This is a genomic window from Pseudomonas sp. SWRI111, assembly GCF_014268555.1.
In the GTDB taxonomy this organism is placed as follows: domain Bacteria; phylum Pseudomonadota; class Gammaproteobacteria; order Pseudomonadales; family Pseudomonadaceae; genus Aquipseudomonas; species Aquipseudomonas hamedanensis.
On record NZ_JABWQQ010000003.1, the window covers coordinates 189119 to 204101 of the forward strand.

At 58.9% G+C, this 14983-nt stretch carries 11 protein-coding genes; 8 read left to right on the top strand and 3 right to left on the bottom strand.

The features are described 5' to 3' along the window. Positions 1 to 536: 536 nt before the first annotated feature. The 8 genes from HU755_RS06415 (at position 537) to HU755_RS06450 (ending at position 11308) form a co-directional block, all read left to right on the top strand. A complete protein-coding gene (locus tag HU755_RS06415; protein ID WP_186630965.1) occupies positions 537 to 2162 on the top strand; it encodes an ABC transporter substrate-binding protein in 1626 nt (541 codons plus the stop codon). Between the two features lie 301 nt (positions 2163 to 2463). Further along, on the top strand, positions 2464 to 4062 hold the full coding sequence (locus HU755_RS06420; RefSeq protein ID WP_186630966.1) for an ABC transporter substrate-binding protein: 1599 nt from the start codon (positions 2464 to 2466) through the stop codon (positions 4060 to 4062). Positions 4063 to 4238: 176 nt separating this feature from the next. Further along, the gene (locus HU755_RS06425; RefSeq protein WP_186630967.1) at positions 4239 to 5654 is read left to right on the top strand and encodes an OprD family porin; all 1416 of its coding nucleotides are present in this window, start codon (positions 4239 to 4241) and stop codon (positions 5652 to 5654) included. 77 nt (positions 5655 to 5731) lie between these two features. After that, positions 5732 to 7327, top strand: a complete 1596-nt coding sequence (locus HU755_RS06430; protein WP_186547294.1) for an ABC transporter substrate-binding protein — start codon at positions 5732 to 5734, stop codon at positions 7325 to 7327. A gap of 73 nt (positions 7328 to 7400) precedes the next feature. After that, complete coding sequence (locus HU755_RS06435) at positions 7401 to 8411, top strand: ABC transporter permease subunit (protein ID WP_186547295.1); 1011 nt, start codon at positions 7401 to 7403, stop codon at positions 8409 to 8411. 11 nt (positions 8412 to 8422) lie between these two features. Continuing rightward, positions 8423 to 9349: an ABC transporter permease subunit gene (locus HU755_RS06440; RefSeq protein ID WP_186547296.1), complete on the top strand. Its 927-nt coding sequence runs from the start codon at positions 8423 to 8425 to the stop codon at positions 9347 to 9349. Between the two features lie 10 nt (positions 9350 to 9359). Continuing rightward, positions 9360 to 10328: an ABC transporter ATP-binding protein gene (locus HU755_RS06445; protein ID WP_186630968.1), complete on the top strand. Its 969-nt coding sequence runs from the start codon at positions 9360 to 9362 to the stop codon at positions 10326 to 10328. Continuing rightward, entirely contained in the window at positions 10328 to 11308 is a 981-nt protein-coding gene (locus HU755_RS06450; RefSeq protein ID WP_186630969.1) for a peptide ABC transporter ATP-binding protein, read from the top strand. Before HU755_RS06445 ends, HU755_RS06450 begins: the two co-directional genes overlap by 1 nt. A 219-nt stretch (positions 11309 to 11527) precedes the next feature. Here the strand turns inward: HU755_RS06450 and HU755_RS06455 are convergent, their stop codons facing one another. The 3 genes from HU755_RS06455 to fic form a co-directional block, all read right to left on the bottom strand. After that, positions 11528 to 11782: a hypothetical protein gene (locus HU755_RS06455; RefSeq protein WP_186630970.1), complete on the bottom strand. Its 255-nt coding sequence runs from the start codon at positions 11780 to 11782 to the stop codon at positions 11528 to 11530. A 159-nt stretch (positions 11783 to 11941) separates the two neighbouring features. Beyond that, a complete protein-coding gene (locus HU755_RS06460) occupies positions 11942 to 13123 on the bottom strand; it encodes an MFS transporter (RefSeq protein ID WP_186630971.1) in 1182 nt (393 codons plus the stop codon). A gap of 437 nt (positions 13124 to 13560) precedes the next feature. Further along, positions 13561 to 14685 carry a protein adenylyltransferase Fic gene (fic, locus tag HU755_RS06465; RefSeq protein WP_186630972.1) on the bottom strand — a complete coding sequence of 375 codons (1125 nt, stop codon included), beginning with the start codon at positions 14683 to 14685 and terminating at the stop codon, positions 13561 to 13563. Positions 14686 to 14983: the final 298 nt, after the last annotated feature.

Genomic DNA, 14983 nt, shown 5'->3' on the forward strand with positions numbered 1-14983 from the left:
AGCAAGCGTTTTTTGCTTACTTTTTTTGGCGTTTGAAAAAAAGTGAGTCGCCGTAAGGGCGAAACCGCCAGCAGCCGCTACCGAAGCAACGGATATTCACCCCAAACCCCCAAGAGCCTGGTCGGCCCAAAGGCCGCCAAGCCCCAAAGGTGCCACCAATCGAAACACCCAGTTGCACCAAGTAAAACTCGCCAATCCCGCGCCCCAAACCACCCCACCCCAGCCAACCCCGGAAACCCCTCAAGCCCGCCCCTACCGAACGGTATAAATAAGTAACACCAAGCCCCAGCCCAGCGCACACAACGTGACCGGCGCACCACTTTGGTGCCACGAATGCACCGCAAAAACCACCCGCAAACGGTCAAATGCGTCAAAAGTTATACGGATGCGACATTAAGGTACGTTCGTGCCACCGTTTAACGCCGCCGACCGCTCTGGATCTTGCATTGGGTATGGGGCCTGCATAAGTATCCGCAGGCACGACTCACGAGGTCGTACCTCACAACTAAAAAATGACAACAAATCATGAGGCCAACATGCTTAAACACGCGGTCATTCCGTTTCTAGTCGGCGCAGGCTTGTTAGCCTCCGCACCCTTCGCAGCCGCTGCGACTAACCTGGTGTTCTGCTCCGAAGGGAGCCCGGCCGGATTCGACCCAGGCCAGTACACCACCGGAACCGACTTCGACGCCTCAGCCGAAACCATGTTCAACCGCCTGACCCAGTTCGAGCGCGGCGGCACCGCCGTGATTCCTGGCCTGGCGACCAAATGGGACATTTCCGACGATGGCCTGACTTACACCTTCCACCTGCGCGAAGGCGTCAAGTTCCACACCACTCCGTATTTCAAGCCGACTCGTGAATTCAACGCCGACGACGTGCTGTTTACGTTCAACCGCATGATCAACAAGGACGACCCGTTCCGTAAGGCGTACCCGACCGAATTCCCGTACTTCACCGACATGGGGATGGACACCAACATCACCAAGATCGATAAAGTCGACGACCACACCGTCAAGTTCACCCTGAAAGAAGTCGACGCCGCGTTCATCCAGAACCTGGCCATGAGCTTCGCCTCGGTGCAGTCCGCCGAGTACGCTGCCCAGTTGCTCAAGGATGGCAAAGCCGCCGACATCAACCAGAAGCCGATCGGCACTGGTCCGTTCGTGTTCAAGAGCTACCAGAAAGACTCGAACATCCGTTACACCGGCAACAAGGATTACTGGAAGCCGGATGACGTGAAGATCGACAACCTGATCTTCGCCATCACCACCGACCCGTCGGTGCGTATCCAGAAGCTGAAAAAGAACGAGTGCCAGGTCACCCTGTTCCCGCGTCCGGCCGATCTGAAAGCGCTGAAAGAAGACAAGTCGCTGAAGATGCCTGACCAGGCCGGTTTCAACCTCGGCTACATCGCCTACAACGTGATGGACAAGGTCAAGGGCAGCAACGAGCCAAACCCGCTGGCTGACCTGCGTGTACGCCAGGCGCTGGACATGGCCGTGAACAAGCCGCAGATCATCGATTCGGTTTACCAGGGCGCCGGCCAACTGGCCGTCAACGCCATGCCGCCGACCCAGTGGTCCTACGACACCACCATCAAAGACACCAAGTACGACCCTGAGAAAGCCAAACAGCTGCTCAAGGAAGCTGGCGTCAAGGAAGGCACCGAGATCGTCCTGTGGGCGATGCCGGTCCAGCGTCCGTACAACCCGAACGCCAAACTGATGGCCGAAATGCTCCAGTCCGACTGGGCCCAGATCGGTCTGAAAGTGAAGATCACCAGCTACGAATGGGGCGAGTACATCAAGCGCTCCAAAGGTGGCGAGAACCAGGCCATGATCATTGGCTGGAGCGGTGACAATGGTGACCCGGACAACTGGCTCAACGTGTTGTTCGGCTGCGACTCGCTGAGCGGCAACAACTTCTCCAAGTGGTGCGACAAGAAGTTCGACGGCCTGGTGAAAGAAGCCAAACGTACCACCGACCAGGGCAAGCGCACCGAGCTGTACAAACAGGCGCAACACGTCCTCAAAGATGCAGTTCCAATGACACCTATCGCTCACTCGACGGTGTATCAACCCATGCGCGCCAACGTGCAGGACTTCAAGATCAGCCCGTTCGGCTTGAACTCCTTCTACGGCGTCAGCGTCAGCAAATAAGGCACTGCAACGGCGACGTTTCTGACGTCGCCGTTGTTTTACCTGCCGTGAATTAGGAAATTGCCTACACCAACTTCTGTTGCAGATAACTGCATCGCATAGAACGTGTCGCCTTTTCCTACGAGTATTCAGGCAATTACGCATTTACTGCCAGTAGTACGGTCCCTACCGTCGCTTACTGACCAGTGGCTGCGTGGGCTATCGGTTTTGCCGTACGTATTGGATTGAGCTCGATGCGACCACAACGTCTCTGGATGGAGACCGCGGCGCATTGCACAACACTAAAAAAAGAGGGAGCGTCATGCGCCATACCTTGGTTTTTTCCGCATTGCTGGGCGCCGGCCTGTTGGCCGCCACGTCCGCCAGTTACGCCGCCAGCAACAGTCTGGTGTTCTGTTCCGAAGGCAGCCCGGCGGGTTTCGATACCGCGCAATACACGACGGCCACCGACAACGACGCCGCCGAACCGCTGTACAACCGCCTGGTCGAGTTCGAAAAAGGCGCGACCAATGTCGTACCCGGCCTGGCGACCCAATGGGATATTTCCGAAGATGGCCTGAAATACACCTTTCACCTGCGTGAAGGCGTGAAATTTCATACAACCCCTTACTTCAAGCCGAGCCGCGATTTCAACGCCGACGACGTACTGTTTACGTTTAATCGCATGCTCGACGCGCAGCACCCGTTCCGTAAGGCCTATCCCACCGAATTTCCGTACTTCAACGGGATGAGTCTGAACAAGAACATCGCCAAGGTCGAGAAAACCGGGCCGCTGACCGTGGAGTTCACACTCAACAGTGTTGACGCCGCGTTTATCCAGAACATCGCCATGAGCTTCGCCTCGATTCTGTCCGCCGAATACGCCGACAAACTGCTGACCGAAGGCAAGCCGAGCGACATCAACCAGAAGCCGATTGGCACCGGGCCATTCGTCTTCAAGAGCTACCAGAAAGACTCGAACATCCGTTACACCGGCAACAGCGAGTACTGGGACCCGAGCCGGGTCAAGCTGAAGAACCTGATTTTCGCAATCAACACCGATGCCTCGGTGCGCGTGCAGAAGCTCAAGGCCAACGAGTGCCAGATCACCCTGCACCCGCGCCCTGCCGATGTAGAAGCGCTAAAGGCCGATCCGAAGCTGCAACTGATTTCCAAGCCGGGCTTCAACCTCGGCTACATCGCCTACAACGTGCGCCACAAGCCTTTCGATCAATTGGAAGTGCGTCAGGCGCTGGACATGGCGGTGAATAAACAGGGGATCCTCAACGCTGTATATCAAGGCGCCGGCCAACTGGCCGTCAACGCCATGCCGCCGACCCAGTGGTCCTACGACGACACGATCAAGGACGCCGCCTACAACCCGGAAAAAGCCAAGGAGCTGCTCAAGGCTGCCGGTGTGAAAGAAGGCACCGAAATCACCCTGTGGGCGATGCCGGTGCAGCGTCCGTACAACCCGAACGCCAAACTGATGGCCGAAATGCTCCAGTCCGACTGGGCCAAAATCGGTCTGAAAGTGAAGATTGTCAGCTACGAATGGGGCGAGTACATCAAGCGCACCAAGAACGGCGAGCACGACATCAGCCTGATCGGCTGGACCGGCGACAATGGGGATCCGGACAACTGGCTGGGCACGCTGTACAGCTGCGATGCCATTGGCGGCAACAACTACTCCATGTGGTGCGATCCGGCTTACGACAAGCTGATCAAAGAAGCCAAGGTCGTCACCGATCGCGACCAGCGCACCGTGCTTTATAAACAGGCCCAGCAATTGCTTAAACAGCAAGTGCCGATCACGCCTGTCGCTCACTCGACGGTCAACCAGCCGTTAAGCGCCAAAGTCGAAGGGTTCAAAGTCAGCCCGTTCGGCCGCAACGTGTTCTCGGGTGTCAGTATCGATTAAACCAACCGATTAGCCGCAACGCTGGGGGGAGCCGTCTACTCCCCCCACGCAAGCGCTTTGCCGAAATTCGCCAATCCGGCTTTTTGCAAACGTTTGCGATGTGTGAACGAGTTCTAAACCAATAACCGGCATACCAAAAAAAGCCGGGATAAAAAGAAAGTAAAGGAGCTTCACCCATGAAACTGAGCAGCACCGCGATACTGGCCCTGGCCATCAGCAGCATTACCGCCACGGCTTATGCGGAAACCCAAAGCCAGGCGTTCACTCCAGTGACCGTCAACGAGAAGAGCGCCCAGGCCGAAGCCACCGGTTTCCTCGAAGGGCAATCGATCAGCGGTTCGACCCGTAACTGGTACGCCAACGAACAACTCAAGCGCGGCGGCAAGTTCGCTTACCGCAAGAACGGCCAGTCCACCGAAACCGATCGCCGCATCAACTGGGTTCAAGGCACGATCGTCAAGTACAACTCGGGCTTCACCGAAGGTACTGTTGGTTTCAGCACTGAAGTGGCGGCTTACAACGCGATCGCGCTGGAGCGTGACCGCGAAAACCTCGCCGCCAACAACGGCGGCGCTCCGGGCACTCGTCCAGGCGCAGGCAACAACCGGACCCTGACCCGTGAAGGCGGTGACGCAGTAGGCCAGTGGAGCAAACTGGGCCTGGCCAACGTCAAGGCGCGCATTTCCAACACCACACTGACCGCCGGCCGCATGAACTTCAGCAGCCCGCAGGTCGATGTGATCGGTAACCGTCCGCTGCCATCGAGCTTCGAAGGTATTGCGATCCACAGCGAAGAGCTGAACAACCTGGCGTTCGACGTCGCCACCTTCGACCGCGTTTCGCCACGTACCGAAGAAAGCCTGAGCAAGTTCCGCTCCGAATACGGCGACATCAATGCCGAAGCCGATCACGTCAACACTGCCGGTATTTCCTACCAGCCGTTCGCCAGCCTGACGACCAGCCTGTGGGGCACCCAGGCCGAAGACCTGTGGAACCAATACTACTTCGGCGCCACCCATGTGCTGGGCGACAGCTCGGTGCTGAGCCTGACCACCGGCCTGAACTACTACAAAACCGTCGACGAAGGCAAAAAGCTGCTGGGCGACATCGACAACGACACTTACTCGCTGTCGTTCGGCCTGACGCATCAGGCGCACACCGTGACCTTCTCCTACCAGGAAGTGAACGGTAACGAGTACTTCGACTACCTGCACGAAACCAACGGTATCTACCTGGCCAACTCCCTGCTCTCGGACTTCAACGGCCCGAACGAGAAATCCTTCCAGGTGTCCTACGGCCTCAACATGGCCGAGTACGGCGTGCCAGGCCTGAAATTCAACATCTACCAGGCGCGCGGCTGGGGCATCGACGGCACTCACTACAAGGGTGGCGGCTACGACGGCGTGCAGGCAATGGACGGCGAGCACCACTATGAATACGGCGTCGGTGCAACCTACGCGGTACAGAGCGGCCCGCTCAAGGCCACGACCATTCGCGGCACCTACACCGCTCACCGTGCCAGCGAAAACCAGGCTGACGGCAGCATCAACGAGTTCCGTCTCGTGACCACCATCCCGTTCAACATTCTGTAAAAACGCCAACCGGCGGCTGACTCATGATGAGTCGGCCGTTCGGTTTTTTGTCTTCAACCGATTGCAGAGGGTTATCGATGAAAATGCTTCCCCTACGTGCGGCCATCGCGGCTGCGTTGCTGAGCGCCGCCATGGGCGTCTCGGCCAAACCCTTGGTGGTCTGCACCGAAGCCAGTCCGGAAGGCTTCGATGTGGTCCAGTACACAACTGCAGTCACCGCCGACGCGGCGGCCGAGACCGTGTTCAACCGTCTGGTCGACTTCAAGCCAGGCACCACCGACGTGGTGCCTGCGCTGGCCGAGTCCTGGGAAATCAGCGATGACGGTCTGACGTACACGTTCCACCTGCGCAAAGGCGTCAAGTTTCACACCACCGATTATTTCAAGCCGACCCGCGAGATGAACGCCGACGACGTGCTCTGGAGCTTCCAGCGTCAACTGGACCCCAATCACCCGTGGCACAAACTGTCGAGCGTGGGCTTCCCGTACTTTGAAAGCATGGGCTTCAAGGAACTGCTGAAAAACGTGGAAAAGGTTGACGACTACACCGTCAAATTCACCCTGACCCGTCGTGAAGCGCCATTCCTGGCCGACGTCGCCATGCCGTTCACCGCGATCTATCCGGCCGAGTACGCCGACCAGTTGCTCAAGGCCAACAAGACCGGCGACCTCAACAACAAACCGATCGGCACCGGCCCGTTTGTCTTCCAGCGCTACGCCAAGGATGCGCAAGTGCGTTTCAAGGCCAACCCGGACTACTTCCGTGGCAAGCCACCGGCCGATGCGCTGATTCTGGCCATCGCCACCGACAACAACGTGCGCCTGCAGAAACTCAAGGCCAACGAGTGCCAGATCGCGCTGTATCCCAAGCCCGATGACATTCCGAGCATCAAGAAAGACAGCAAGTTGAAAGTCGACGAGCTGGACGCGATGACCGTGTCGTACATCGCCATGAACACTCAGCACAAGTACATGAGCGACGTGCGCGTGCGTAAGGCCATCGACATCGCGTTCGACAAGGAAGCCTACGTCAACGCGTTGTTCGGCAAGGGCAACGCTTCGGTGGCGGTCAACCCCTACCCGCCGACCTTGCTGGGCTACAACCACGACCTGAAAAACCCGCCACGCGACCTCGACAAGGCACGCGCCTTGCTCAAGGAAGCCGGGGTTCCGGAAGGCACCACGTTCACCCTGTTTACCCGTAACGGCGGCGGCCCGACCAACCCCAACCCGATGCTCGGCGCGCAGATGATGCAGGCTGACCTGGCGAAAGTCGGGATCAAGATCGACATCCGCGTGATGGAATGGGGCGAGATGCTTAAACGCGCCAAGGCCGGCGAGCACGATATGGTCTCGGCCGGATGGGCCGGCGACAATGGTGACCCGGACAACTTCCTGACGCCTATGCTCAGTTGCGAGGCCGCCAAGAACGGCGAAAACTACGCACGCTGGTGCAACGAGAAATTCCAGGCACTGCTGGATGAAGCACGGGCTAAAGTAGATCCGGCCGAACGCGCCGCACTCTACGAACAGGCCCAGGTGCTGTTTAATCAGGATCAGCCATGGATCAGCATGGCCCATACTCGGATGTTTACCGCAATGCGCAATAACGTAGAGGGTTATTACATCAGCCCTCTCACCACCAATAACTTCGCCACCACCCAGGTGAAGTAGATAAGAAACGCGTGGTGGCCCTGACCCCAGGGCCACCGCGTACGCCTAACCGGCTGATGAGGTACCACACAAGATGTTTAGTTTTATTGCCCGCCGACTGGGGTTGTTGATCCCCACGTTCTTCGGCATCACCTTGCTGACTTTCGCGTTGATTCGCATGATTCCTGGCGACCCCGTGGAAGTGATGATGGGCGAACGTCGGGTCGACCCCGAAATGCACGCTCAGGCAATGGAACGCCTGGGACTGAACAAGCCGTTGTATGCCCAGTATCTGGATTACATCGGCAAACTGGCTCAGGGCGACCTCGGCGAATCCCTGCGCACCCGTGAAAGCGTGTGGACCGAGTTCACCTCCCTCTTCCCGGCGACCCTGGAACTGTCCATGGCCGCCCTGCTGTTCGCCGGCATTCTGGGCCTTCTGGCCGGGGTGATCGCGGCACTCAAGCGAGGCTCGCTGTTCGACCACGGGGTGATGGGCATCTCCCTGGCGGGCTATTCGATGCCGATCTTCTGGTGGGGCCTGATCCTCATCATGTTTTTCTCGGTAAGCCTGGGCTGGACCCCGGTTTCCGGCCGGATCGACCTGCTCTACGACATCGAGCCGCGTACTGGTTTCATGCTGATCGACACGCTGCTGGCCGATGACACCGGCGCGTTCTTCGATGCGCTGCATCACTTGATTCTGCCTGCTATCGTGCTCGGCACCATTCCGCTGGCGGTGATCGCGCGGATGACCCGTTCATCGATGCTCGAAGTGCTGCGTGAGGACTACATCCGCACCGCCAAGGCCAAAGGCCTGTCGCCATCGCGCGTGGTCTTCGTGCACGGTCTGCGTAACGCGCTGATTCCGGTGCTGACCGTGGTCGGCCTGCAAGTCGGCACATTGCTGGCCGGTGCGGTCCTGACCGAAACCATCTTCTCCTGGCCGGGCATCGGCAAATGGCTGATCGAAGCCATCGGCGCCCGGGACTATCCGGTGGTGCAAAACGGCATCCTGTTAATCGCCTGCCTGGTGATTCTGGTCAACTTCGTGGTGGACATCCTCTACGGCTTTGCCAACCCACGCATCCGTCATCAGCGCTGAGGTCAATACCCATGAGCACTCCAACTTCCTCAGTAGCCACCGCCACGTCCGCCGTGGATCAAAGCCTGCTGTACCCGTCGCCGTACAAAGAATTCTGGCAAGCGTTCTCCAAGAACAAGGGCGCAGTGGCCGGCCTGCTGTTTATGCTGCTGATCGTCTTCTGCGCGATTTTCGCGCCGTGGGTCGCGCCGCATAACCCGAGCGAGCAATACCGTGACTTCCTGCTGACGCCGCCGGCGTGGCTCGAAGGCGGGCAGATGCAGTTCCTGCTCGGCACCGATGAACTGGGCCGCGATCTGCTGTCGCGTCTGATCCAGGGTTCGCGCCTGTCGCTGCTGATCGGCTTGTCGTCGGTGGTGATGTCGCTGATCCCGGGGATCCTGCTGGGTCTGTTCGCCGGTTTCTTCCCGAAGATGATCGGCCCGACCATCATGCGTCTGATGGACATCATGCTGGCCCTGCCGTCGCTGCTGCTGGCGGTGGCGATCGTCGCCATCCTCGGCCCTGGCCTGATCAACACCGTGATCGCGATTGCCGTGGTTTCGCTGCCGTCCTATGTGCGTCTGACCCGTGCCGCCGTGATGGGCGAACTGAACCGTGACTACGTCACCGCCGCGCGTCTGGCCGGTGCCGGTCTGCCACGTTTGATGTTCATCACCGTGCTGCCCAACTGCATGGCGCCGCTGATCGTGCAGGCGACCCTGAGCTTCTCTTCGGCGATTCTCGACGCCGCTGCTCTGGGCTTCCTCGGCCTCGGCGTACAACCGCCAACCCCGGAGTGGGGCACCATGCTGGCCTCTGCCCGCGACTACATCGAACGCGCCTGGTGGGTGGTAAGTCTGCCTGGTTTGACCATTTTGCTCAGCGTGCTGGCAATCAACTTGATGGGCGACGGCCTGCGCGATGCGCTAGACCCGAAACTCAAGAACGCCGCCTGAGGAGATTCACATGTCACTGTTGGAAATCAAGAATCTCAACGTTCGCTTCGGCGACAAGACCGCCACGCCGGTTGTCGACGGTCTCGACCTCAAAGTCGACAAGGGCGAAGTGCTGGCCATCGTTGGCGAGTCGGGTTCGGGTAAATCCGTGACCATGATGGCGCTGATGGGCCTGATCGAGCATCCCGGCATCGTTACCGCCGACTCGCTCAGCTTCGACGGCAAGGACATGCTCAAACTGAGCAACCGTCAGCGTCGGCAAATCGTCGGCAAAGACCTGTCGATGGTTTTCCAGGACCCGATGACCGCGCTGAACCCGAGCTACACCGTCGGCTTCCAGATCGAGGAAGTGCTGCGTCTGCACCTGAAAATGTCCGGCAAGCAAGCGCGCAAGCGTGCGATCGAACTGCTGGAAAAAGTTGAAATCCCGGGCGCTGCCAGCCGTATGGACGCCTACCCGCATCAACTTTCCGGTGGCATGAGCCAACGCGTTGCGATCGCCATGGCAATTGCCGGCGAGCCGAAACTGCTGATCGCCGACGAACCGACCACCGCACTCGACGTGACGATTCAGGCGCAGATCATGGACCTGCTGCTGGCGTTGCAGAAAGAGCAGAACATGGGTCTGGTGCTGATCACTCACGACCTCGCCGTCGTCGCGGAAACCGCCCAGCGCGTCTGCGTCATGTACGCGGGCCAGGCGGTTGAAGTCGGCCAGGTGCCGCAACTGTTCGACATCCCGGCGCACCCGTACAGCGAAGCGCTGCTCAAGGCGATTCCCGAGCACAGCCTCGGCGCCTCACGCCTGGCGACCTTGCCGGGCATCGTCCCGGGCCGCTACGACCGTCCGCAGGGCTGCCTGTTGTCGCCGCGCTGCCCGTACGTGCAAGACAATTGCCGTACCCAGCGTCCAGGCCTCGATCCGAAAAGCAACAGCCTCGCGCGCTGCTTCTATCCGCTGAACCAGGAGGTGGCGTAATGGCCGTCGTACTTACCGCCCGCGACCTGACCCGTCACTACGAAGTCTCCCGTGGCCTGTTCAAGGGCCACGCGACCGTGCGTGCACTTAACGGCGTGTCGTTCGAACTGGAGGCCGGCAAGACCCTCGCCGTTGTAGGTGAGTCGGGCTGCGGCAAATCCACCCTCGCCCGTGCGCTGACACTGATCGAAGAGCCGTCGTCCGGTTCGCTGCAAATCGCCGGCCAGGAAGTCGCCGGTGCCGACAAGGCCCAACGCAAGCAACTGCGCAAAGACGTGCAGATGGTGTTTCAGAGTCCGTACGCCTCGTTGAACCCTCGGCAGAAAGTCGGTGATCAACTGGCCGAGCCGCTGTTGATCAACACCAAGGTGTCGGCCACTGAACGTCGCGAGAAAGTCCAAGCGATGATGAAGCAGGTCGGCTTGCGTCCCGAGCACTACCAGCGTTATCCGCACATGTTCTCCGGCGGTCAGCGTCAGCGTATCGCCCTGGCCCGCGCGATGATGCTGCAACCGAAAGTGCTGGTGGCGGACGAACCGACCTCGGCGCTGGACGTGTCGATTCAGGCCCAGGTGCTGAACCTGTTCATGGACCTGCAGCAGGAATTCAACACTGCGTACGTGTTCATCTCGCACAACCTCGCGGTGGTGCAGCACGTCGCCGATGACGTGATGGTGATGTACCTCGGTCGCCCGGTAGAACTCGGCCCGAAAAACGCCATCTACGAGCGCCCGCTGCATCCTTACACCCAGGCGCTGCTGTCGGCGACCCCGACCATTCACCCGGACCCGAACAAGCCGAAAATCAAGATCGTCGGCGAACTGCCCAACCCGCTGAACCCGCCACCGGGCTGCGCTTTTCACAAGCGCTGCCCGTACGCGACCGAGCGTTGCAGCACGGAAGAGCCGCTGCTGCGTGAGCTGGATAATCGGCAAGTGGCTTGCCACTACGCCGAGCAGTTCCTGGATGGCGCGGCGTAAGCAAATCCTCAGGCGTACGCAAAACCCACTGTAGGAGTGAGCCTGCTCGCGATAGCGGTCATTCAGTCAACATTTTCAACGACTGACACACCGCCATCGCGAGCAGGCTCACTCCTACAGGGGATTTGAGTTGATTCAGGGATTCAGGCTTCAACCAGAACCCCTTCCACCTTGATTGCGCATCAATCGAGGCAGAAGGGGTTTTCTTTCGCCGGTTATCTACGTCTGGCTATCGCCTTCTTCATCCGAGTCCGGATCATCGGTCATCGTGTCGTCATCATCGGCACTGCCACCCTGCCCCTGATCCCCTGGCTCCGATTCGGACTTGGCGAGCATCACACCGCTGTGCCCGACTTGCCCATTAAACGCCTGCGAATCGTGGTCCTCGCACTCGGCCCAGGCCGTTGCGGTGCCGAGGGACAGCATCACCATCACTTTCAACAACATCAAAACCCGTAGCATTCTGCTTTTCATGGCCCACTCCATCCTGTTGCGCTATGACGTGCTTGCCGGACTGGCTTCGCATGAAATCTAGTTGCGATCCGCCCGGCTCACCACTTAGGACGCGAACGAGCAGGCAGAAATGCCATCGATGGACAGACTGCTTTCGAATAACGCCAATAACCGAAACAGCTAAGTGCCACGCGTGGCCTGCCAGGTCAGCGGGATGGAGATCAGCACCAACAGCGCACTCATCAGCCAGACACTGTGCCCGCCAAACTGACCATAGAGCTGACCGCTGAGCACCGGCGACAACAGCGCGCTGGCGCTCCAACTCATGAAGAACAACCCGAAGTACTGACCACTCTTGCCGCTCTGGGCAAACTGCATCGCCAGCACGTTCAATGGCGGCATGAACAACGCTTCGCCCAGCGTCCAGATCAGCGTCGACAAACAGACGAAAGCCAACCCGGAACCGAACGGCAACATGCCCAGCCCACAGGCCAACAGCACACTGCCGACGAGCATCTGCCAACGCGAGCCCCAGCGCTCGACTGAATGCGACAGCGGGATCTGCAACGCGATCACCAGCAGCGCATTGAGCCCGAACTGCCAGCCGATCGCTTCGGTGCTCAAGTGGTAGTAATCACGCAGATAATTGCCCAGCGTGCTGTAGACCGTGTCAAAAGCGATGCCCAATACGGCCGTCGCCGCCAGCAACCACAGGAACGGCTTGTCGCGATACGGCACGCTTGAGCCATCGACGGATTTTTCTTCAAGCACCAGCACTGGCCGCCGCCAAGTCGTACGCACAAACCACAGCAACGCCAGCATCGTCATCGCCGCACTGGCGAAAAACACCCAGCGAAAATCCGCCTGCGCCAACACCCCACCCGCCACCCCGGCAGCCGCCATGCCCAGGTTGCGCGCGACCCGGCTCAGCGCTTGCGCGCGGGAACGCTGCGCGACCTCGCAATACTCCATGATCAAGCGTTGATGCAGCGTACGAATCGCCCCGTCGATAACACCACTGAGCAACAACAGACCGCCGAGCCACGGCACTTTCGTGACCAGCCCCAACAGCATCAGCACCCACACCGAAACGAAAAACAACCCCGCCGTCAGCCGCGCCGTGCGCACATGATCACTGAGCCAGCCGCCAAGCATCGAACCGACCAGCAACCCTGCGCCGTAGGCCGAGAGCAACCAGCCGACGGTTTCAATCGCCAGCCCCAACTCCTGACGCAGGTACAACGCCATGAACAGCTTGACCATGGCGCTGAGACGATTGATGAACAACAAGGCCGCGAGGACCCAGGCCATGGGGGTGAAATAGCCTTTGAGGCGTAGCAGGTGGTTTAGTCGACTTGTCACTCCATTGACCTCTTCAAACGACTTGCAGGGGACTGAAACACTAACGGTCAGAGCAACGGTTGTCGCACAGAGCACACCAAAACCACGAAAAAAGGATTTGCCCTACAACCGGCAACTCAGATCGACCGAGTGCACTCAGCTGCAAAACGGTCGGCTGCCAGGCCGCCTTCGCTGGCAAGCCAGCTCCCACAGGAATTGAGTACAACAGGTAGATAGGCGTCGGCCAGGAGCCCGTCTTCGCGAGCAGGCTCGCGCCCACAGAACAGCAAAATCAAAAGATCGCAGCCTTCGGCAGCTCCTACACACAATGAGCGCAAGCTCGAGTACCGCTCTTGCTCTTGCTCCATGGGCGACTTCGGAAGGCTGTGTACCCGCGTCGCGCCCTCTTGCGCCAACTGCTGCAGGCCCTGACGCAACTGCCTGGAGACGCAACGACGTTATAGGGCATAGGCCCTGAAGTCGTTGCTGTCGCGAATCAGTAATTGCATCAGTTTGGGATGGATGAACAGCTTTTCCTTACCGACCTGCACTTCTTGCAGAACGCCAATGGCGACCAGCTCTTTGAGGTAGCGGGAGGCGGCTTGACGCTGGGCAATCTGTTTATCAACGACGTTGCTGATGCGGCAGTAGGGTTGCTCGAAAATGACGTCCACCAGCTCGCGGGAATATGTTTTTGGTAGTTGCTCTCGAACAAACTGGGTGGTGTGCTCGGACAGGCTGCGGATGGCGGCGATTTTGGCGCTGGTCCAGCGGGCGGTTTCCTCCACAGCGCTGAGCATGTAAAGCAGCCAGGGTTCCCATGCTTGCTCGCGGGTGACATCGAGCAGCAATCGATAGTAGTCGGCGCGGTGCGCGATGATGTAACGGCTGAGGTAGAGGATCGGCAGGTTCAGCAAACCTTCTTGAATGAGGTACAGAGTATTGAGCACTCGTCCGGTACGGCCGTTGCCATCGGTAAACGGGTGAATCGCCTCGAACTGGTAATGCCCAACGGCCATACGCACCAGTGGATCCAGATCCGTCTCGTTGTGCAGGAAGCGCTCCCAATTAGCGAGCAGATCACGCAGGTGATCTTCGCCTTCGGGAGGCGTGTAGATGATCTCGCCTGTACGGTCGTTGGCTAACTGAGTACCGGGCACACGGCGTATGTCCATATCCACACCTTTGAGAGTGCGACAAATCTCGACTGCCGTACCAGTGGAAAGTGGGCGTTCGGCCAAAGACTGGTAACCATGATGGAGAGCCTTGCGATAGCGCAGAGCTTCTTTAGTAGCGGGGTCAGCGTGATTTTCGCCATCCTGGGCGTGCTGAAAGAGCAAATCCGTGGTGGTGACTATGCTTTCGATTTCTGAGCTGTCCTTCGCTTCCAGCAATGGGATGGTGTTGATCAACACCGTTTGGTTCGGAATGAGCTCGGCTGCCTGTTTCAACTCCGCAAGCGCTGTGCGGGCCTCGATGCAGCGCTTGAGCACTGCCCGAGTCTCCAGCTCTGCTTTGGGTGGTAAGGTCGGAAGTTGGTTATACGGCTTGTCCGCCGTCCAAGGAAGTGCGTGTATGGTCATGGATGAAGGGCCTGATCCTTGGGATAAACATTTAAGGTAAGGACACCTGTATGCGCCCCCTTTATGGCGTCAGTGTAAACATGTGCGCCCTACGTGTCGCTTTTTTGAGATTTTGACGACACGTTTTGATCTCATGTCGCTGACGACGACATGTGCGCATGTCGTGTCTCCAAAATGGATTTCAAGCGACGTATTGTTCTCTAACCCAGCGCACGTTATGGGAAAGGCTATGGTCGGCCCAAAGGCCAAGACCAAAACCGGCCGCCCATAAAAAAGCCCCCAAGGCCTACACCTCAGG

Coding starts and splice junctions, on each gene's coding strand:
- HU755_RS06415 (WP_186630965.1), top strand. CDS start 537: ATGCTTAAACACGCGGTCATTCCGTTTCTAGTCGGCGCAGGCTTGTTA.
- HU755_RS06420 (WP_186630966.1), top strand. CDS start 2,464: ATGCGCCATACCTTGGTTTTTTCCGCATTGCTGGGCGCCGGCCTGTTG.
- HU755_RS06425 (WP_186630967.1), top strand. CDS start 4,239: ATGAAACTGAGCAGCACCGCGATACTGGCCCTGGCCATCAGCAGCATT.
- HU755_RS06430 (WP_186547294.1), top strand. CDS start 5,732: ATGAAAATGCTTCCCCTACGTGCGGCCATCGCGGCTGCGTTGCTGAGC.
- HU755_RS06435 (WP_186547295.1), top strand. CDS start 7,401: ATGTTTAGTTTTATTGCCCGCCGACTGGGGTTGTTGATCCCCACGTTC.
- HU755_RS06440 (WP_186547296.1), top strand. CDS start 8,423: ATGAGCACTCCAACTTCCTCAGTAGCCACCGCCACGTCCGCCGTGGAT.
- HU755_RS06445 (WP_186630968.1), top strand. CDS start 9,360: ATGTCACTGTTGGAAATCAAGAATCTCAACGTTCGCTTCGGCGACAAG.
- HU755_RS06450 (WP_186630969.1), top strand. CDS start 10,328: ATGGCCGTCGTACTTACCGCCCGCGACCTGACCCGTCACTACGAAGTC.
- HU755_RS06455 (WP_186630970.1), bottom strand. CDS start 11,782: ATGAAAAGCAGAATGCTACGGGTTTTGATGTTGTTGAAAGTGATGGTG.
- fic (WP_186630972.1), bottom strand. CDS start 14,685: ATGACCATACACGCACTTCCTTGGACGGCGGACAAGCCGTATAACCAA.